Origin of the sequence: Proteiniphilum sp. UBA5384 (assembly GCF_002410825.1) — a bacterium.
Classification (GTDB): Bacteria; Bacteroidota; Bacteroidia; order Bacteroidales; family Dysgonomonadaceae; genus Proteiniphilum.
This window is the reverse complement of sequence record NZ_DHOS01000052.1, coordinates 136,019-154,807: the sequence shown is the minus strand read 5'-3', so window position 1 is coordinate 154,807 and position 18,789 is coordinate 136,019. Positions and strand designations below refer to the sequence as shown.

The window sequence follows — 18,789 nt, the reverse complement described above, 5'->3', positions numbered from 1 at the left end:
AGTATGTCATCAAAAATATCAAGAAGAAAATTTATCGGAGCTGCCGTAACTGCCGTTGCGGGGCTGACGGTCGTGCCTTCCCCGGTGCTCGGGAAACGCACGGGACATATAGCCCCTACCGATCGATTAAACATTGCGGGTGTGGGCATAGGAGGAAGAGGCTTCGCCGTACTCAAAGAGATGCAAAGTCAAAATATTGTAGCGCTCGCCGATGTCGATTGGAAATATAGCAAACCTGCTTTTGATTACTTTCCAAAAGCAAAAAGATATTACGATTATCGTAAAATGTATGATGAGGTAGGTAAAAGCATTGATGCTGTTATGGTTGCCACTTCCGACCATACTCATGCAATCATTGCTGCAGATGCGATCACCATAGGCAAACATGTGTATGTAGAAAAGCCACTGACCCACAGTGTTTATGAGTCCCGTCTGCTGAATAAATTAGCAAAAAAGCATAAAGTAGCCACTCAAATGGGCAACGGGGGCGCTTCATCCCCGGGAATCCGTCAAATCATTGATTGGATATGGGATGGACAAATTGGGGAAGTGGGTAAAGTAGAAGCATTTACCGACCGTCCGATCTGGCCGCAAGGATTATCCCGTCCATCTGGGACAGAGAGAAAGCCGAACACATTGGACTGGAACCTATTTATTGGACCGACTTCCATGAGACCTTATCAAAGCATCTATACACCTTGGAATTGGCGGGGTTGGTGGGATTTCGGTACCGGAGCTTTAGGAGATATGGCCTGCCATATCCTGTTTCCTGTATTCAAGGCCCTCAATCTGCGATATCCTGCAAAAGTACAGGGATCTTCCTCCATGTTGATGTCGGAGAGTTGCCCTACGGCACAGATGTTCAAGTATGTTTTTCCGGCCCGTGACAATATGCCTAAAGCAGGTATGCCCGAAGTGGAGATCACATGGTATGACGGTGGCTTACAGCCGCCTCGCCCAGACGGGATACCGGCCGGTAATGAATTGAATATACAAGGTGGAGGGGTTATTTTCTATGGTTCGAAAGACACTTTGATTTGTGGAAGTTCGGGAGCTGAACCCTATTTACTATCCGGAAGAAATCCCCATTCACCGGAAACGCAGCGAGAGGTAGCCCTTTCCCATCAAATGGACTGGGTACGTGCATGCAAGGAAAGCTATGAAAACAGGATTGAACCTGCTTCCGATTTTGAAATTGCAGGACCATTCAACGAGATGATTGTCATGGGGGTTCTTGCAGTGCGGCTTCAAGGATTAAATCAGGAATTGGCATGGGATGGGGAAAAAATGGAATTCACTAACATTCCGGCAGATGCAACCATCAGTGCCGTGGTCGAAGACGGATTCAAAATCAAAGACGGGCATCCCGCATTCGATAAGACCTGGACAGAGCCTCAGAATGCACGGGAATTTGCGCGGGAGTTGATCAACCATACCTATCATAATGGTTGGAAATTACCACCAATGCCTTAAAAAAATGGAAGTAATTATGAAAAAAATGACACGGAGAAATTTTTTCGAAAAATCATTGATGATTGGAGCCGGAAGCTTCATTGCACCCTCGCTTCTGCAGCTTCAAACAGTTGAGGCTGCTCAAGGCCCCCGTTGGATCGGGAAGAACGACATCTCGCTTGCCCAATGGTCGTTGGTTGATGAGATAAATGCCGGTAAATGGAAAACCCTGGACTTTCCCAAGATAGCACGTCAGGACTTTGGATTGAATGGGATAGAATTTGTCAATACCCTTTTTGAAGTACCCACGTTTACTTATTTAAATCAGCTGAAAAAAAATGCGGAAGATAATGGGGTAGAGATGGTATTAATCATGATCGATCTGGAAGGTGAAACCTGTACCCCGTCAAAGGAAGAAAGAAAACAGACAGTGATAAACCATCGTAAATGGATCGATATAGCGAATTACTTGGGATGCCATGCGATCCGCACCAACTGCCGAGGAGCTGACGGTATCTCAAAAACAGAAGCATTGAAATGGTCCGCGGAGACTTATAATATGATGCTGGACTATGCCATCCCTGCCAATATCAGCATATTGATTGAAAACCATGGGGGCGTTTCCGACGATGCCGATTGGTTAGTCTCCCTGATGAAAGAGGTGAATAACAAATATCTCGGCATTCTCCCCGATTGGAGGCAACCGGGAGGAGAGATAGACAATATGGAATATCTACGCAAAACCCTTCCTTATGCAGGGGGAATGTCATTCAGGAATCAACCGACGGACAAGTTAAATGAACAGATGATTAAAATGACATACAAAACGGGCTTCAGAGGATGGTATGGAGTTGAATCCAATGGAAGAGAAAATATTCACAAGAGCATAGAATTATTGAACAAGTATCTCCTTAAGTAGATATTTATAAATTTCTCACAAACATTTCAAAGATGAACAGGATAATTTTCACTCTACTTGCAATTATCTTATATTTAGACACATCCCAAATTCGGGCACAAACGGCATATTATGATGCGGATCAATTTCCGTTGATAGGAAAAGCATCAGACGAGACCGAAACCCGGTATGAGCGCCTTCCGGCATATCTGAAAGATGCATGCCGACCACCGGTATGGGACTTAGGGAAAAACACATCAGGGCTGGCGATCCGCTTCAGGACAAACAGCACAGCTATTTCTGCCAAATGGGAAGTGGCAGGTGACAACCGAATGAATCATATGACCGAAACGGGGATCAAAGGTGTCGATCTATATACATGGGAAGGATATCATTGGCAACCCGTAAAAGCCGGGCTCCCCTCAGGGAAAGTGAACGAACAAACCATTATCTCCAATATGACGTCCCAGGAACGGGAATATATGCTATTTCTTCCGCTTTACGACGGAGTGGTTTCACTTTCGGTAGGAGTAGATTCCTCGGCTTACATTAAAAAGCCGGCACTTCCCTACCCTGACACGACTCATCCAATTCTTGTTTACGGAACCAGCATCACCCAGGGAGGGTGTGCCACAAGACCCGGAATGTCATATACCAATATCCTCGCCCGCCGGCTAAACAGGGAGGTAATCAATCTGGGATTCAGTGGTAACGGACAACTCGATTATGAGATTGCTGAACTGATGGCAACCCGCCGGGATGCGTCGCTGTTCATCCTTGATTTTATTCCCAATGTCAATGCCAAGCAATTGACCGAAAAAACAAAGCCTTTTTTCGATATCTTGCGCAAAGCAAACCCCGAGACTCCAATCCTTTTTGTGGAGACAGTTATTTTTCCCCATTCGTATTATGATAAAAACATCTATGGGGTAATAACAGAAAAGAACCGACTCCTGCGGGAAGAATATGAAAAGATAAAACGTGAAGGAGATAAAAATATATATTATCTGGCAAATGATGAGCTGATCGGCAATGACGGGGAAGCGACAGTGGATGGTATTCATTTTACCGACTTGGGTTTTCTTCGTTTCTCCGACAAGCTGCATGACACTATCCAACACATTAATATTCAATAATCCATAAAACAGAAAACGATATAAAATAACAAAAGAGGCTTTATATAAAAATCTATGACAACTTATTCACGCAGGAATTTTTTAAAAACCGCTGCCATAGGGGCTGCGGGTCTTACGATTGTACCCACTACCGTACTGGGAAAAGCAGGGGGTTATACATCCCCGAGTGACAAACTGAACATTGCCGGCATCGGTGTAGGAGGAATGGGACGGCGTAATCTGGCGAACATGAAGACAGAGAATATCGTTGCGTTATGTGACGTCGACTGGAAATATGCCTCCAAAACGCTTAACGATTATCCTAAGGCCAAACAGTTTAAGGATTGGCGGAAAATGTTCGACCAGATGGAAAAATCCATCGATGCCATTATGGTGGCAACCCCTGACCATACCCACGCCGGAGTAGCAGCGCATGCCATCACATTGGGTAAGCATGCTTATGTCCAGAAACCATTGACTCATTCAGTCTATGAATCGAGATTACTCACCAAGCTCACTGAGAAATATAAAGTAGCAACCCAGATGGGGAACCAGGGAAATTCATTCGACTGGTGCCGACAGGTGGCCGAATGGATACAATCAGGCGTAATCGGCGATGTATATGAAGCACATTGCTGGACAGACCGTCCTATCTGGCCACAGGGATTGGGTGAACCCAAAGGAGGTGTGCCTGTACCTTCGGCATTGGATTGGGATTTATTCATAGGTCCGGCAAAGAAGCGTCCTTACGATCCGGCATATACGCCCTGGAACTGGCGTGGATTCTGGGATTTCGGAACCGGTGCATTAGGAGATATGGCTTGCCATATCATGGATCCACTCTATTGGGCACTGGATTTAAAATACCCCGTGAGCGTTTCTGCAAGTTCTACATTGTCAAACTTATATTCTCCACCACAGGCACAAATAGTGACTTATAAATTTCCCGTGCGTCCGGCAAAGGGGAACGTCAACATGCCCGAACTCACCGTACATTGGTACGACGGGGGACTGCTTCCCGACAGGCCGGAAGAACTCGAAGACGGAGAAATGATGGGTGATTCCAATGGAGGGATCATACTGGTGGGAACCAAAGGAAAGATCATGACCGGCTGCTATGGAATGAATCCCACATTAATCCCCACAGCCAAGATGGCTGATTTCAATCAACCTGAGCCTACAATACCCCGTATCAAAGGGGGAAATGGTAATATCTGGGATACCAACGCCCATGAACAGGACTGGATCAGGGCATGCAAAGAATCTCCCGAAAACAGGACCGAAGCATCGTCGAATTTCCGCTTTTCAGGGCCTTTCAATGAGATGGTGGTGATGGGAGTATTGGCTGTACGCCTTTCCGGCTTACAGGGACTGCACCGCGAACTACAATGGGACGGCGAAAAGATGCAATTCACCAACATTTCCCCCAGTGACAAGATCAGTATTGTCACGCACGATGAATATGCGGTGATTGACGGTGATCCGAAATTCGACAGGCGGTTTGCTGAATTCAATGCGTTCGAAATGGCCAATGAATGGATTAGACATACCTATGAAAATGGTTTTACTTTACCGGACATGCCGAAGTAAATAGTCAAATGCACATTATACTAATTATTAAATAAAATGAAAACAATAAAAACAGGACTCATCGCAGTATGCTGCTTCTTATTCAATATCGGCTGCACGCAAGGCAATGTGGAAACAAAAGCGGAAAAGCAAGGATGGCATTTATCCATGCAATCTTACACGTTCCATCTTTTTACAGTGATGGAGTCGTTGGATAAGTCAAAAGAACTGGGGCTCCGTTTTATCGAAATCTATCCCGGACAACGATTAGGAGAAGGGTTTGGTGATGCCACATTCGGTTATCAGATGGATAGTGACCAACAGAAAAAACTGAAAGAAGAAGCAGCCGCCAGAAACATAAAAATCGTCTCTTCAGGCGTATGGACTGCCCAAAGAGAGGAATGGGAACAAATCTTTCCGTTTGCAAACAATATGGAAATGGAATTTATCAGTGCCGAACCGGCACGTGAAGATTGGGATATAGTGGAAAAACTGTCAAAAAAATATCATATCAAAGTGGCTGTCCATAATCATCCAAGTGAAAATTCCTACTGGAATCCAGAGGTGTTGTTAGGTAGTATCGGGGAACGAGAGGCCTTATTGGGAGCATGTGTTGACGTGGGACATTATAAAAGGATGGGATTGGATCCTATTTCCTCCATGCAGCAACTCGACGGCAGGATCATAGCATTACATTTCAAAGATATTGCACCTCAAGGCGAAGAACAAAACCTCGAAGATGTGATCTGGGGGAAAGGCATCCTCAATGTGAAAGCCATGATGGAGGAACTGAAAAGACAGAACTTCAAGGGATATTTCACGATTGAATATGAAGCTGACTGGGAAAACAATCTGCCACAAATAAAACAATCCATCGACTATTTCAACCAGGTGGCGGAAGAAATATTGTAAAACGGTCGACATGAGTTCTAAAAAACTTCATTACCTTTATTAAATGGTTAATTTTTCAAACTAAAACAATGCAAAAAAACAGAAGGGATTTTATAAGGAAAGCGGCACTTGCCGGTGCTTCAGTAGCGGCGATTCCCGCCTTATCAGCATGCAACGGTGCCGGGCAACAATCCTCAACAGATAGTAATTATCCCAGCATATACAAAAACAATGAACTGAAAAGTAAATTGATTGTACCGGAAAATAACGGGATACAAATTAGCGGCACGTTCCTGGATGAGATCTCCCATGATATCCCCCATCAGAATTGGGGAGAAGCGGAATGGGATCTGGATTTCCAGTATATGAAAGCCATTGGCATCGATACGGTGATCATGATCCGCTCCGGATATAAAAAGTTTATTACCTACCCGTCGGAATATCTATTGTCTAAAGGATGTTTTATGCCGTCGGTCGATCTGGTGGACATGTACCTGCGACTTGCGGAAAAATATGGTATGAAGTTCTATTTCGGCCTGTACGACTCCGGTCACTATTGGGCAACCGGTGATATGTCCCATGAAATTGAAGATAACAAGTATGTGATCGACGAAATATGGAAGAACTACGGTGAAAAATACAAGAGTTTCGGGGGATGGTATGTAAGCGGTGAAATAAGCCGTGCCACCAAAGGGGCGATCAATGCTTTTTACGCGATGGGCAAGCAGTGCAAAGATGTTTCCGGAGGATTGCCAACGTTTATCTCTCCATGGATCGACGGTAAAAAGGCGGTGGCTGCAAGCGGAACAGCTCTTAGCAAAGAGGAGGCGGTCTCGGTCCAACAGCATGAGAAAGAATGGGATGAAATATTCTCGGGAATCCATGAAGTGGTGGATGCTGTAGCTTTTCAGGATGGGCATATCGATTATGACGAGTTGGACGCTTTCTTTACGGTAAACAAAAAACTGGCCGACAAATACGGGATGCAATGCTGGACAAATGCAGAGACGTTCGACCGTGATATGCCGATCAAGTTCTTGCCGATCAAATTCGATAAACTGCGGATGAAACTGGATGCAGCCAAACGATGTGGCTACGACAAGGCAATCACGTTCGAGTTCTCCCATTTCATGAGTCCGCAATCAGCCTACATTCAGGCCGGGAATTTATATAACCGGTATAAGGAATATTTTAATCTCTAATATTTAATTCAAATTCCGCAGATAAACTGATATAGATATTCAATTAGAATACAACCTCTTATCAGTTATCATGTGACTTGCGGAAGTTGAGCATTCAATTTTTAACTGACAATGCAGAAAGCAGAGGGTATTAGCAGCTATGTGATTTTTCTTTCGGTAGTAGCAGCATTAGGCGGTTTCCTTTTCGGATATGATACTGCGGTGATTTCAGGAACAGTATCCCAGGTGACAGGACAATTTGGGCTTACCACACTTCAAAGTGGATGGTATGTGGGCTGCGCACTTGTAGGTTCAATCAGCGGTGTGATTTTTGCAGGAGCTTTGAGCGATTATATTGGACGTAAAAAAACGATGTTGCTGTCAGCGGTACTGTTTACCTCTTCCGCGTTGGGATGCGCCATTACCCCGGACTTTAATCAATTGGTTATTTGGCGTATTGTAGGAGGTATCGGCATCGGTATCGTATCGATTGTTTGCCCACTCTATATTTCAGAAATCTCACCTGCTTCCCACCGGGGCAGAATGGTATCACTCTACCAACTCGCTGTCACCGTAGGTTTTTTAGGCGCCTACCTGATGAATTGGCACCTGTCAAATTTATCCGGTGATTTTTCTTCTGAGAACTCCTTGCTACTTAAAATATTCGGTACTGAAAACTGGCGCGGGATGCTGGGAGCCGAAATATTACCTGCCCTGTTGTTCTTCATTATCATCTTCTTTATCCCGGAAAGTCCCCGTTGGTTGATCGTGAAAGGCAAGGATGACATGGCTACTGGGATATTCTCTAAAATTTATGTCACTGCATCGGAAGTTTCTTACCAAGTCAATGAAACCAAACAAATGTTGCAGTCGGAAGCAAAATCAGATTGGAAACTCCTATTTACACCGGGTATCTTCCGGGCGGTACTGATCGGCTCCGCCATCGCCATACTGGGGCAATTCATGGGTGTGAATGCCGTGTTGTACTATGGTCCCTCTATTTTCGAGACAAGCGGATTATCAAGCGGCGACTCATTGTTTTATCAGTCCCTAATTGGATTGGTCAATATGGGAACTACGGTACTTGCACTTTTGATCATCGACAAGATTGGACGAAAAAAACTGGTTTATATCGGTGTTTCCGGGATGATCGTCACCCTGGTCCTTATTGGCATCTACTTCCTGACAGGTGAATCATTGGGCATGTCGAGCATATTCTTATTGGGATGCTTCTTAGCTTATATTTTCTTCGCCGCAGGCTCCATCAGTGCGGTGATCTTCGTGTTCCTATCCGAGATGTATCCCACCAAGATAAGGGGGTTGGCCATGTCCATCGCCGGATTCTCTCTATGGGTGGGTACCTATCTTATCGGGCAGCTTACGCCCTGGATGCTCGAGAACGCCACCCCGGCCGGCACCTTCTTCCTGTTTGCCTTCATGTGCATCCCTTATATGCTGATCGTATGGAAACTGATGCCGGAGACCGCCGGTAAATCGCTGGAAGAGATCGAACGGTTCTGGTTGAAGAAGAAATAAGTTGCTACTTACACTGCATATTTCTTACCTAAAAAAGTTTTTTCATTAGACCAAATTCTGGTACGAAATAAATTGAATTGAGACAGGTAAGCGGCTCCATTTTATTTTATCTCTCTATGGGTTGGAATCCCTTCCACTCCAATGGAATAGAAAGATTGAATCCACTTTGCCTTAATTGTATTGTATCGGAAAATACAGATTGCTTCAACCGGGCTTCGTACTGCTGCAACTGTAATGGTTTACTAAAAAAGAATTTTTTGCATTTATCACTTTTTCGCTAAATTTTCCTGTTCAAACTCCAGTAATTTTTTCTTCCGCCAGATACCGCCGCCATAGCCTGTCAGCGTGCCGTCTGCGCCGATAACCCGGTGGCAAGGCAGAATGATGGAGATTTTATTTTTCCCGTTAGCGTTGGCAACGGCTCTCACCGCAGAGGGCTTGCCCAACAGTTCGGCTTGCCTTGCATAGTTTGTAGTACATCCATACGGTATTTTTAACAAACTTAGCCATACTTGTTTTTGAAATTCCGTACCCGCCAAATCCAGTGGAATGTCAAATTCCCGTCGTGTTCCCTTGAAATATTCATCCAATTGACTTCTAAGCGTGTCGAAATGGGGATTATATCCCTGTACGAGCGGAGCTTTAAACAGACCAATTAACTGTTTATACTCCAAGTCAATCAATTTATAATCAGAAAATTCGAGCATACAGATACCTTTATCGGTTGCACCTGCCACCATCAATCCCAAATCTGTTTCGATATGGGTAATATTAACAATACGCTTGTCCTTGCTATTCTGTGGAGACGAACCGATAATATTTTTGAACATGCTGTTGAAACCGCTCAGCGAATCGTAGCCTGAATCAAACGCGACATCCGTCACACTTTGGTTCGACTGAAAACGTTGAAAAGCATTGTTCGCCCGGTACATTCGTTGATAGGCATGAAATGTCTGTTTGTAGTTTTTCAGAAACCACCGGCGAACCTGATTGGGTTCCAAGCCCATCTTTTCCAAGTCGGTATCTTTCAATTTGATCGTTGAATTATCTTCCATGTACTTTAACAACTGTTTGATCTCCTGCGGCGGATCGCCTATTTTTTCTAATGGCTTGCAGATCTTGCACGGCCTGTAACCATTTGCCATTGCTTCGCCGGGAGAGAGGTAAAACTCCACATTTTCCTTTTTAGGTTCTGTAGGACAGGTCGGACGACAAAATATACCTGTTGTCTTTACCGCAACCACGAACACCCCCTCGAAAGAAGGATCCCGTTCCATAAATGCCTTATAAAATATCTCTTCCTCCATTTTAGACATATATAGCGCTGTTTTATTAAAAACAAATTTTCGTATTGATTTCACAGCAAAAGTAATACTATATACGCCCAAATGCAACCGAAAAATTGACAGTCTCTTTTTTGGTTTTGTTCAGTTCGGTTATTCTTCCTGAACTTTCTTCAACAGCACATCGTATGCTCCGGAGAAGTACTTACCGGAAAATGTTTTAAAGCAAGTATCTATAAAGCGTTGATGGATCTCCCCAGATCGTCCTTGCTATGCTCGGCCAGGGATATTCGATACAAAGGTTTCCGACCTGTTGATTACCTTCAATTTCATTCCGTAGCTCATCCATCTATACCCGTTTGATCCCGGGAAGGGGCAATGAGGCGTAAGTGGGCTTGGTCGGCGTGACAAAAGGGATGGCTGATATCACGATAATGCCATTCTCATCACCCCTATTCGCCAGATGGCGGTCGATATAATTTGGGGTGATATTGAGTTTGGCATTCCTGAACCAGGTGAATTCTGCCTTCTCCATATCAAATTCCACCACCTTATCCCATTTACGGTACCAGGTGAAATTATTCTCGGCTATTTTCGCCCAGAATTTTTTGGGCTTACGGATTGATTTGCGGTAAACCTTAAAATATTGCTCTAAGGATTTGATTGAATAACTACTTATCGTAAGCTGGATTTTCAACAGCTGCAAATAACTAAAAAAAATCCATTTACACTTTCATTCTATTATATTTTATCCATTTTAGCTATAATTTATATTATTTAAGAGTATATCTACTTTTATGGATGAGAATATAGGTCTAAAAAGGTCACTTTTTTAGCAGATTCCTAAAATTAACTATACGATGAAAAGTCAGAAAATTAGCATCGTGATTATTATTTGCCCCTTCGGAGTCATCATCGTATGCCGTTCGGGAAAGAAAGATGATATCATCCCCCTCGAACAACCAATCGACGTATTGAAATCCATGTTTCTCCACATCGGGATGATCAAGAACTACCTGATGAACCATCCATTCCCTCAAATCAGAAGAACTGCACAACGCTTGTTTATTCCTTACTCCGGCCGGATGCCTCTCTTTATATTCAGGAGAAATATAGTTAGTCAACATCCAATATCTTTTCGATCTTTCGTCATAACGGATGGTGAATTTTTTACTCCCACCCGGAAGCTGAATAAAATCCCTGTCCGGGTCAAAGGAAGCGGTCTTGCCATCCTGAGAGATCCTTACTACGGCTGCCTGCTCCTCAATTCCCGCGGGAATATCCACACGCAATATATCCACTACATTGCCATCAGGATCTACCACTGCATTTCCTTCCAGCCAGGCCCTGAAATTTCCGTTCAAATAGTCAGAGTTAAAAGAAAGATAATTGGTTTTCTGCCAACTTTCAGCATCCAAAAGATCGGCGTCGACCGGTGCCGAGACGACCATGGCACTATATCGCTTTCCCCATTCGGATGTGGGTGCCGTGGCATATTCAACCGCTCTCCAGATACGGCCATTCTGGTAAACCATAGGCATTGGGGCGGTATGGTATTCACCTTCCAGAATCAAGCCATTGGATTTCAGGTAGGGTATTGTCCATGTATATCCATCATCATCCGATTTGCGGATGATCAGGTTCCCATGATGTTTGTTTGTCCCCATCAAATATAAACTACCGCGATGAAAGAAGAGATTAGACCAGAACTGCCCGTCAATTTGAGTTATCTTTTCCCATGTCATTCCTTTGTCTTTCGATTGAAAGACGAGCGTCTGTGCAGAGCGGAACTCCGAAGAGCGGGGACCGAACTCATCGTGCGTAGCGATATAAGTGCCGTTGGGGAGGACGCACAAGCTCGGCGAACCAATATAACGTCCTGTTTCCTTCCCAATATGATTGACCACAACACCCGGCGGTTTAGCGGTTTCCTGTGCCAAAGCCGGGAGAGCAACCGACAATACTAAAATCAAACCATTTATTTTAGCTTTCATCGTCCAATCCAATTTTATTCATTACAAAGATATCTTATATTGTCCATTTATCAGCATGATTCCATACCAAACCGCTCCATCATTTCCATGCACATGCGCCCATTGTGGTAAGGGCATTTCCAAAACCCCGCCTTATCGTCTCTCCGGTTAATACTCCCATCGGGAAGACGACTCCAATACCATTCTCCTCCCTCTTTATCGACGATGTGGGTGCGGATATATTCCCACACGCGGGCGGCTTTCTCCTTGTAACGGACATCTCCCGAATTCTCATATGCGTACATATACCCGACCACGGCTTCTGCCTGTACCCACCAATGTCGCTCGCCATCAGTATGGTCTCCCACCCGTTCGTATGCCATGCTTCCGTCGATCTCCAATCCTTCCGATGCCGCATCCGCAATTTTCAGGGAAATTCCTTTGATCCTTTCCAATAGCTCCTTGTCACCCAACACCTCCGCAGCTTCGAATAACAGCCAGGAAGCCTCTATGTCATGCCCGTAGGAAATAGCCTTGTACCTGGCATTCCACTCCTCGTCGAAGAACAGGTCCAGGTGATTTGTTTTCCGGTCGAGAATTTTGGTCGCGAAGATGTCTATCAACCGCCGCTGGGCAGCGACCAGCTCTTTGCCCTTCCATATCCTGAGCAGGTTGGAATAAGGTTCCAACACATGCAGATGGGTATTCATCGTCTTTTTTTCATTCGCATCCTTCTCACTCAGGCGCATATCTTCTATGGGTTGCCAATCCCGGGTATATGCCTCAAGATATCCTCCCAACCTGTCGTCATGACATTTTTCGATCAGCCGGAAAAAATCTTTCGCCAGTTCCAATGCCTGCGGATTGCCCGTCGCCCGGTAAAACTCGGAAAAGCCATACAGCATAAATCCCTGCACATAGGTTTGCTTTTTCCTGTTCACCGGGTTTCCCTTATAATCCAGTTCCCAATAAGCGCCGCCATATTCCTTGTCGATGAAATGATCGATAATATAATCGAATGCCCTTTGCGCAATCGACAGATACTGTGCATCTTTCAATAGCCGGTAGGCTGTAGAGAAGGTCCATAGTATGCGGGCATTGAGGATAGCTCCTTTGTTCGCTTCGGGATGTAACTGATCACAACCATCTATCTGTCCGTAGAAACCACCTTGCTCATCATCCTGCATCTTGTCAATCCAGAACGGCAATATATTTTCTGTCAGTTCTCTTTTAAAACCGTTCATAGTGGATGCCTCCTCTTTTCCAGCTCATTCGTAATGGTTTTCACCCCCTTTTCGGTCAAAGGATAAAAGTAGATGAATATCACCGAGAGGAGAGCGCCCACAGCCGGAAAAATACTCATGAACAACTTGATCCCGTTGATGGTTTCTGTATTTTGCAGCTGATTGGCTTCAAATCCGAAGTAAGCCAGCAGCCAGCCCGTCAAGGCCGTACCGATGGCCCATCCCAGTTTCTGGCTCATTGAAGACGAACTGAAAATCAGTCCGGTAGCGCGGTTGCCTGTTTTATATTCCGAGTAATCGGCGCAATCGGCGTACATCGACCATAACAACGGAAAAATACTTCCTGCACAGATACTGATCAAAGCCTGAAGGGTAAATATCAAAGCGAGGCTATGGCTGCCCAGTCCGTAGAAAATGATACTGAGTGCCGTAGCGATTGCCATCGCCCCCATATAGGTGTAGCGTTTACCTATCCGGTTGCTCACCGGCGCGGCAAGGATAACGCCAAGCAGGTTGGCGGCCTGTCCCAGTGCAAGGTACAATCCGCTAAGGACAAAGGGGATATTCAAGAGTTTCACCGCACCGAATATATCCTCTTCCACATAATACTTGAAGTAATAGATGGTCGCACCGTCGCGGATGGAATTGAAGATAAGGGCTGAAATCCCGGCTCCCAGCAGTATCCACCACGGCCTGTTCCGGAGAAGATCCCTCAGGTCGTCTTTCAATGGGGCCTGTTTCTCCCGGATGGGCTTCACCCGCTCCTTCGTAAATGCAAAGCAGAGCAGGAACAGGATGGCACAGGCAATGGCGACCACTATCACCGCCATGAACCATCCGTGCTGCTGGGCTTCCACCTCTTTGCTGTGACCGCTGAAATGATTGACCATCGGCATGAACAGGAGCAACGTCACAAAACTACCGATGTAGGCAAAGGCCATACGGAAGGTAGAGAGCACATTCCTGTCCTTCGGATCGGGGCTCATCACGCCCAGCAGGGAAGCATAAGGCACATTAATTCCAGAGTAAACAATCATCATCAGCGAATAGGTGACATAGGCATAGATCACCTTATCGGCAGAAGAGAAGGCCGGCGTGAAAAAGGTAAACACCCCGATCACCGCGAACGGAATGGCCAAAAACAGCAGGTAGGGCCTGAATTTACCCCACCGTGTCTCGGTGCGGTCCGCTATCACCCCGACCACCGGATCGAAAAACGAATCCCATACGCGTGTGATCAGGAACATCGTCCCCACTGCCGCGGCTTCCATCCCGAACACATCGGTATAGAAAAACAGGAGGTACATCCCGAATAATTTCCAGAACATCGACGATGCCGCATCGCCAAATCCGTATCCTATCTTCTCTTTGAGTGTTATCATTTCTCTTATTTCGATTTATTTAAAAACCGCAGGTTTTTGTCGATTTGTTTATGCAACGTCTGTACCGACGCAAAGGAGAACAAGCCATCTTCGGGCGTCCGGAGGCAATAATCAACCAGCCGGTCCACGGTGGATGTGGCTACGTGCATCCGCGTATCGCACGAAGCATAATAGATAAATACCGTCCCGTCGCTATCGGCAATCCACCCATTACTGAACAGGACATTCGACACGTCCCCCACACGCTCTTCACCCTCGGGCGCCATGAAATAGCCACCCGGAGAAGCAATCAATAGCGAAGGGTCTTCCAACGAAGTCATATACAAATATAATACATATCTCAAACCCGCGGCACATGCCCTTACGCCATGTGCCAGATGAAGCCATCCTTTCGGTGTTTTAATGGGTGCCGGCCCTTCCCCGTTCTTCAACTCTTTAATCGTATGATAAAAGCGCCGGTCTACAATTTTTTCTTCGGTAATCACGGCTTTTGTCATATCGTCCACCAACGCCCATCCGATACCCAATCCGCTGCCGGCATTGATAAAGCCATCTTGGGGACGGGTGTACAATGCATATTTCCCGTCCACAAATTCGGGATGAAGCACCACATTGCGCTGCTGGCTTTTCGACTCCACATCGGGCAACCGTTCCCAATTCACCATATCTTTCGTGCGCACCACCCCTGCCGCTGCTTTCGCTTTCGACAGGTCGCCCGGCTCGGCCGTATCATCGAACCGCTCCACGCAGAATAACCCGTAAATCCATCCATCCTCGTGATGTGTCAGCCTCATATCATATACATTGGTGGCAGGATCATCATTCTCGGGAATTAATACAGGATAGTCCCAAAAACGGAAATTATCAATGCCGTTGGGACTTTCGGCGATGGCAAAAAATGATTTCCGGTCGACGCCTTCCACACGAGCCATAAGCAGGTACTTCCCATTCCATTTGATGGCACCGGCATTCATCACCCCGTTCATCCCTATACGTTCCATCAGGAAAGGGTTTGTCTCCGGATCCAGGTCATACCGCCAAAGGGGAGGGGTATGGGCCGCCGTGAGTGCCGGATTCTTATATCGCTCGAACCAACCGTTGCTATCCTGTAACGGTTCGTTTTTCAATATAACCAGTTTCTCGTAAGCAGCCGCTATCACCGCCCAACGTTTTGTATAAAGATCGTCCATTTCTTATTTCTAACTTCTTATTTACAACTTCCCCATTATTACTTCAGATCAGGCATCTGATCCCGGGTAATCACTCTTTCGTCGCCCAACAACCCCGACAGATAGGAGGCTCCGTTGTGGTTGTCCGAGCGGGTATAATCACCGTTCCATGGCATAAACCACGACCAGATATCACCATTCTCGAACATAGCATCTACCATAGGAATGGAACCACATTCACTGAGTGCCAGTATCTTTTTCCCGGTGTATATCTCTTTCACCTTGTCGAAGTTCACATATTGCGAACCGTGTTGCTTTTCTCCGGGATAGATATCCATACCGATGATATCCACGTATTCATCTCCCGGGTACCAGTCAAGTGCATTATCTGCTGCATCGCTGGTCCATACCCAGATCAGGTTATTCAACCCATGATGCTCCGTGAGCCTGCTGAACATCAATTTCCATAATACTTTACATGGCGCTGCACCTTTCGCACCCCACCAGAACCATCCGCCGGAGGCTTCATGCAGCGGACGCCACAGGATGGGAATATTGGCATCCTTAAACTGTCTCAAATAAAGAGCTACCGCATCGATATCCTCTACCATGGCCTTATATTCGTCAGAATTGCTGTCACTGATTTTGGATATGTCGAACGATGTCTTTTCAGTATAGAATTCATTGGACTGTTTCAATGGATCCCTCCAGTGCCACATGATGGAAACGATTCCGTTGTTCTCCCACCAGTTTTGCACGTTGACAGCCATCTGGGTATAACTACCCAGCCCTCCGGTAGTGGTGTAATTGATCAGGTCGAAGCCTGCCAACGCCGGCCATTTACCCGTATTATCGAACATCCATTGGGCTTCTTCGATGCCCGTACTATAATTGGCCATCGCACCGGAGATTACTTTTTGTCCAAAATTATCTTTCAGGAAATCATAAAGCTTCACTACCTCGTCGGATGGATTATCCGTAACAAGTTTTTCAGTAATGTTGAATGGGGTATCCTCTGAGGCTTCGATAATTTCAATATAGTCTACGAAAATCCATCCCCAGTCTTTACGAATCGCAATCGTATTTTCTCCTGCATTGAGGTTTATTTTATTGACAGATACTGTTTGCCATTCTTCACTTCCGCCAAAATGAATCTTGGATATCTGTTTCCCGTTCACTTCAAGGTTGTTTTCTTTGGATCCTTCCTTCGCTGCATAACCGATATTTATTCTGTATTTTCCAGCTTCGGACATCACCACCTTGAATAATATATCTCCATTTTTCATGTCAACGTACCCACTCCCGGAAAAACCGGCAAAATTGCTCGCTTTTTCAGCACCCCCGCTGAGGGTTGCCTCTTCCGCCTCATATCGTTTATTGTTGGAAGGAGTCGAAAATGAAAAAGCAGCTGCCGGTGCACCTACACCCGACAAATTGGTAACAGCTCCTTCGGCAACAGAAATCTGGTAGGTTTTGAAATTTTTTTCTATGTCGATGCTGAATATCAGTTTGCGTTCCGTTACCGTCACCTCCGCTTGCTGGCCGTTTACGGTAATCCCGCTGTTATCGGCAATCTTTATTCCGGTATTGTATACCATACTGACTTCCGCGCCAGACAATACATTTTCGGCTTTATCTTTCGGTGTGGAGTAAAGGAACTTGGGCGCCCTTTCCGGGGCTTCCACTTCCGGCTCTTTATTATCGCATCCTCCTGCCACAAGCAAGAGCGCAGGCATCAATACTAAAAAGATCTTCTTCATGTTGTCCTATATTAAGTTTTTATTTCTTTGCCAGCACCTTAATCTCCCAGATGGAAATATGGGCCGACTTGGCTTCTGCCCTTTTTACATTCACCCGGATATAGCGGGCTGTCGCCTCTTTTTCCGAGATCCTTGTCTGGTAAGCCTTTTTGGCTTGTTTGGTGTAATCAGCGTAAGTCGACCATTCATCATTGTCGTCCGAATACTCTATCTTATAGAGGTAATACTTGTCGAAGTACTCGAAATCGACCTGTATTTTGCTGATTTTTTCCCGTTTGCCCAGATCTATTGTGATCCATTTGTCTTCTCCCAGTTCTGCCTCCCAACGGGAATCATTGCGCCCATCCACTGCCATCGTCGGTGGAAAGTCGGTTGTCAACGAGTTGGTGATGACGGTTTTATTCAGTGCAATATTTTTGAATTCCGATTGATCGAGTCCCAATGAGCTGAGATCGTCCAAGGGTTCTACCCTTGTGATTGCACCTTCATTGTCGAAGAACAGTTCGGCCACGCAGGAAAAACGACTATTACAGGAAGGATAGTTGTGTTGATTTTGCCGATGATAAAACATAAACCAGCGCCCGTTCACTTCGATGGCAGATGTATGTCCCGGTCCGAAGATTTCCTTGGAAGGGTCTGTTTCCAATATCGGTTTTTGGGCCAGTTCCCGATATATTTTGCCCGGTTCGTCAGCTATGGCGTACCGAACGTTGTAGGTCTCGAGCCAGCAGTGTCCACCCGCCCACATCATGTAATACTTCTCGTCCTTATAAAAGATATAGGGTCCTTCGGTAAAATCGGTCAGTTCCCCTTCGATGGGATCGGTACTCATCACCTTACGCATATAGGTAGGCGAATTCACATCGTTGTCGAACACCAGTAGGTTTTTCCATGAACCGATCCCCATGATTTTTTTGCTTTCCGGGTCCTGAAAGAGTTCCACATCGAAATCCCTTATCTGGAATGTTTCCTTCCACGGTCCCAGCGGAGAGTCGGCCTCCATCATATAGGCAAGGTAATCCACCCCCTGCTGGTGCACCATATAATATTTTCCGTTGGCACCCTTTACCATGCTCGGCGCCCAAAAGAAGCGGTCGTTGATATGGAGGTATTCGATATCCCAATTGACCAGGTCATCCGAAACCCAGATGAACGGCTCTCCATTATGTTCCTCATAGCCGTCGGATGTGATGGAGAGATAATACTTGCCATCCATATAACGGATGCTCGGATCGGCGAAATAGCCCGGGATAACGGGATTCTGCGCCTGCAGGGAGAAGGTCGCAAGCAGGGCAGTCACCAAAAAAAGTTTTTTCATTGTACAATAATTGATCAT

Annotated in this window: 15 protein-coding genes; 7 read left to right on the top strand and 8 right to left on the bottom strand. The window is 45.7% G+C overall.

The window, feature by feature from the left end:
• The first annotated feature begins 3 nt into the window (after positions 1-3).
• From B4G81_RS10430 to B4G81_RS10400, 7 genes are all read left to right on the top strand, one after another.
• Entirely contained in the window at positions 4-1,473 is a 1,470-nt protein-coding gene (locus tag B4G81_RS10430) for a Gfo/Idh/MocA family protein (RefSeq protein WP_294082253.1), read from the top strand.
• Between the two features lie 25 nt (positions 1,474-1,498).
• Positions 1,499-2,371 carry a sugar phosphate isomerase/epimerase family protein gene (locus tag B4G81_RS10425; protein ID WP_294082252.1) on the top strand — a complete coding sequence of 291 codons (873 nt, stop codon included), beginning with the start codon at positions 1,499-1,501 and terminating at the stop codon, positions 2,369-2,371.
• Positions 2,372-2,403: 32 nt separating this feature from the next.
• On the top strand, positions 2,404-3,486 hold the full coding sequence (locus B4G81_RS10420) for an SGNH/GDSL hydrolase family protein (RefSeq protein WP_294082250.1): 1,083 nt from the start codon (positions 2,404-2,406) through the stop codon (positions 3,484-3,486).
• Positions 3,487-3,540: 54 nt separating this feature from the next.
• Positions 3,541-5,055 (top strand): Gfo/Idh/MocA family protein, encoded by a 1,515-nt coding sequence (locus B4G81_RS10415; protein ID WP_294082248.1) that lies wholly within the window; start codon positions 3,541-3,543, stop codon positions 5,053-5,055.
• A gap of 36 nt (positions 5,056-5,091) precedes the next feature.
• Positions 5,092-5,946: a sugar phosphate isomerase/epimerase family protein gene (locus B4G81_RS10410; RefSeq protein WP_294082246.1), complete on the top strand. Its 855-nt coding sequence runs from the start codon at positions 5,092-5,094 to the stop codon at positions 5,944-5,946.
• Positions 5,947-6,014: 68 nt separating this feature from the next.
• Positions 6,015-7,127: a DUF4434 domain-containing protein gene (locus B4G81_RS10405; RefSeq protein WP_294082244.1), complete on the top strand. Its 1,113-nt coding sequence runs from the start codon at positions 6,015-6,017 to the stop codon at positions 7,125-7,127.
• A gap of 111 nt (positions 7,128-7,238) precedes the next feature.
• Positions 7,239-8,642, top strand: coding sequence for a sugar porter family MFS transporter (locus B4G81_RS10400; protein ID WP_294082242.1), 1,404 nt, complete (start codon positions 7,239-7,241; stop codon positions 8,640-8,642).
• Between the two features lie 266 nt (positions 8,643-8,908).
• On the opposite strand, the gene B4G81_RS10395 is transcribed toward B4G81_RS10400, so the two are convergent.
• The 8 genes from B4G81_RS10395 to B4G81_RS10360 all read right to left on the bottom strand — a co-directional run bounded on the left by B4G81_RS10395 (position 8,909) and on the right by B4G81_RS10360 (position 18,771).
• Positions 8,909-9,958: a bifunctional transcriptional activator/DNA repair enzyme AdaA gene (locus B4G81_RS10395; RefSeq protein ID WP_294082240.1), complete on the bottom strand. Its 1,050-nt coding sequence runs from the start codon at positions 9,956-9,958 to the stop codon at positions 8,909-8,911.
• Between the two features lie 316 nt (positions 9,959-10,274).
• Positions 10,275-10,622, bottom strand: a complete 348-nt coding sequence (locus tag B4G81_RS10390) for an acetyl-coenzyme A synthetase N-terminal domain-containing protein (RefSeq protein ID WP_294082239.1) — start codon at positions 10,620-10,622, stop codon at positions 10,275-10,277.
• A 127-nt stretch (positions 10,623-10,749) separates the two neighbouring features.
• Positions 10,750-11,919: a sialidase family protein gene (locus B4G81_RS10385; RefSeq protein WP_294082237.1), complete on the bottom strand. Its 1,170-nt coding sequence runs from the start codon at positions 11,917-11,919 to the stop codon at positions 10,750-10,752.
• Between the two features lie 50 nt (positions 11,920-11,969).
• On the bottom strand, positions 11,970-13,142 hold the full coding sequence (locus tag B4G81_RS10380; protein WP_294082234.1) for an AGE family epimerase/isomerase: 1,173 nt from the start codon (positions 13,140-13,142) through the stop codon (positions 11,970-11,972).
• Positions 13,139-14,524, bottom strand: coding sequence for an MFS transporter (locus B4G81_RS10375; protein ID WP_294082232.1), 1,386 nt, complete (start codon positions 14,522-14,524; stop codon positions 13,139-13,141). Before B4G81_RS10375 ends, B4G81_RS10380 begins: the two co-directional genes overlap by 4 nt.
• 5 nt (positions 14,525-14,529) lie before the next feature.
• Positions 14,530-15,714 (bottom strand): glycosidase, encoded by a 1,185-nt coding sequence (locus B4G81_RS10370; RefSeq protein WP_294082230.1) that lies wholly within the window; start codon positions 15,712-15,714, stop codon positions 14,530-14,532.
• Positions 15,715-15,752: 38 nt separating this feature from the next.
• Positions 15,753-17,453, bottom strand: a complete 1,701-nt coding sequence (locus B4G81_RS10365) for a glycosyl hydrolase (protein ID WP_294082228.1) — start codon at positions 17,451-17,453, stop codon at positions 15,753-15,755.
• Positions 17,454-17,472: 19 nt separating this feature from the next.
• Complete coding sequence (locus tag B4G81_RS10360) at positions 17,473-18,771, bottom strand: family 43 glycosylhydrolase (protein WP_294082226.1); 1,299 nt, start codon at positions 18,769-18,771, stop codon at positions 17,473-17,475.
• Positions 18,772-18,789: the final 18 nt, after the last annotated feature.

Bases quoted from the DNA above. Each gene is read 5' to 3' on its own strand.
- B4G81_RS10430 (WP_294082253.1), top strand. From the start codon at position 4: ATGTCATCAAAAATATCAAGAAGAAAATTTATCGGAGCTGCCGTAACT.
- B4G81_RS10425 (WP_294082252.1), top strand. From the start codon at position 1,499: ATGACACGGAGAAATTTTTTCGAAAAATCATTGATGATTGGAGCCGGA.
- B4G81_RS10420 (WP_294082250.1), top strand. From the start codon at position 2,404: ATGAACAGGATAATTTTCACTCTACTTGCAATTATCTTATATTTAGAC.
- B4G81_RS10415 (WP_294082248.1), top strand. From the start codon at position 3,541: ATGACAACTTATTCACGCAGGAATTTTTTAAAAACCGCTGCCATAGGG.
- B4G81_RS10410 (WP_294082246.1), top strand. From the start codon at position 5,092: ATGAAAACAATAAAAACAGGACTCATCGCAGTATGCTGCTTCTTATTC.
- B4G81_RS10405 (WP_294082244.1), top strand. From the start codon at position 6,015: ATGCAAAAAAACAGAAGGGATTTTATAAGGAAAGCGGCACTTGCCGGT.
- B4G81_RS10400 (WP_294082242.1), top strand. From the start codon at position 7,239: ATGCAGAAAGCAGAGGGTATTAGCAGCTATGTGATTTTTCTTTCGGTA.
- B4G81_RS10395 (WP_294082240.1), bottom strand. From the start codon at position 9,958: ATGTCTAAAATGGAGGAAGAGATATTTTATAAGGCATTTATGGAACGG.
- B4G81_RS10385 (WP_294082237.1), bottom strand. From the start codon at position 11,919: ATGAAAGCTAAAATAAATGGTTTGATTTTAGTATTGTCGGTTGCTCTC.
- B4G81_RS10380 (WP_294082234.1), bottom strand. From the start codon at position 13,142: ATGAACGGTTTTAAAAGAGAACTGACAGAAAATATATTGCCGTTCTGG.
- B4G81_RS10375 (WP_294082232.1), bottom strand. From the start codon at position 14,524: ATGATAACACTCAAAGAGAAGATAGGATACGGATTTGGCGATGCGGCA.
- B4G81_RS10370 (WP_294082230.1), bottom strand. From the start codon at position 15,714: ATGGACGATCTTTATACAAAACGTTGGGCGGTGATAGCGGCTGCTTAC.
- B4G81_RS10365 (WP_294082228.1), bottom strand. From the start codon at position 17,453: ATGAAGAAGATCTTTTTAGTATTGATGCCTGCGCTCTTGCTTGTGGCA.
- B4G81_RS10360 (WP_294082226.1), bottom strand. From the start codon at position 18,771: ATGAAAAAACTTTTTTTGGTGACTGCCCTGCTTGCGACCTTCTCCCTG.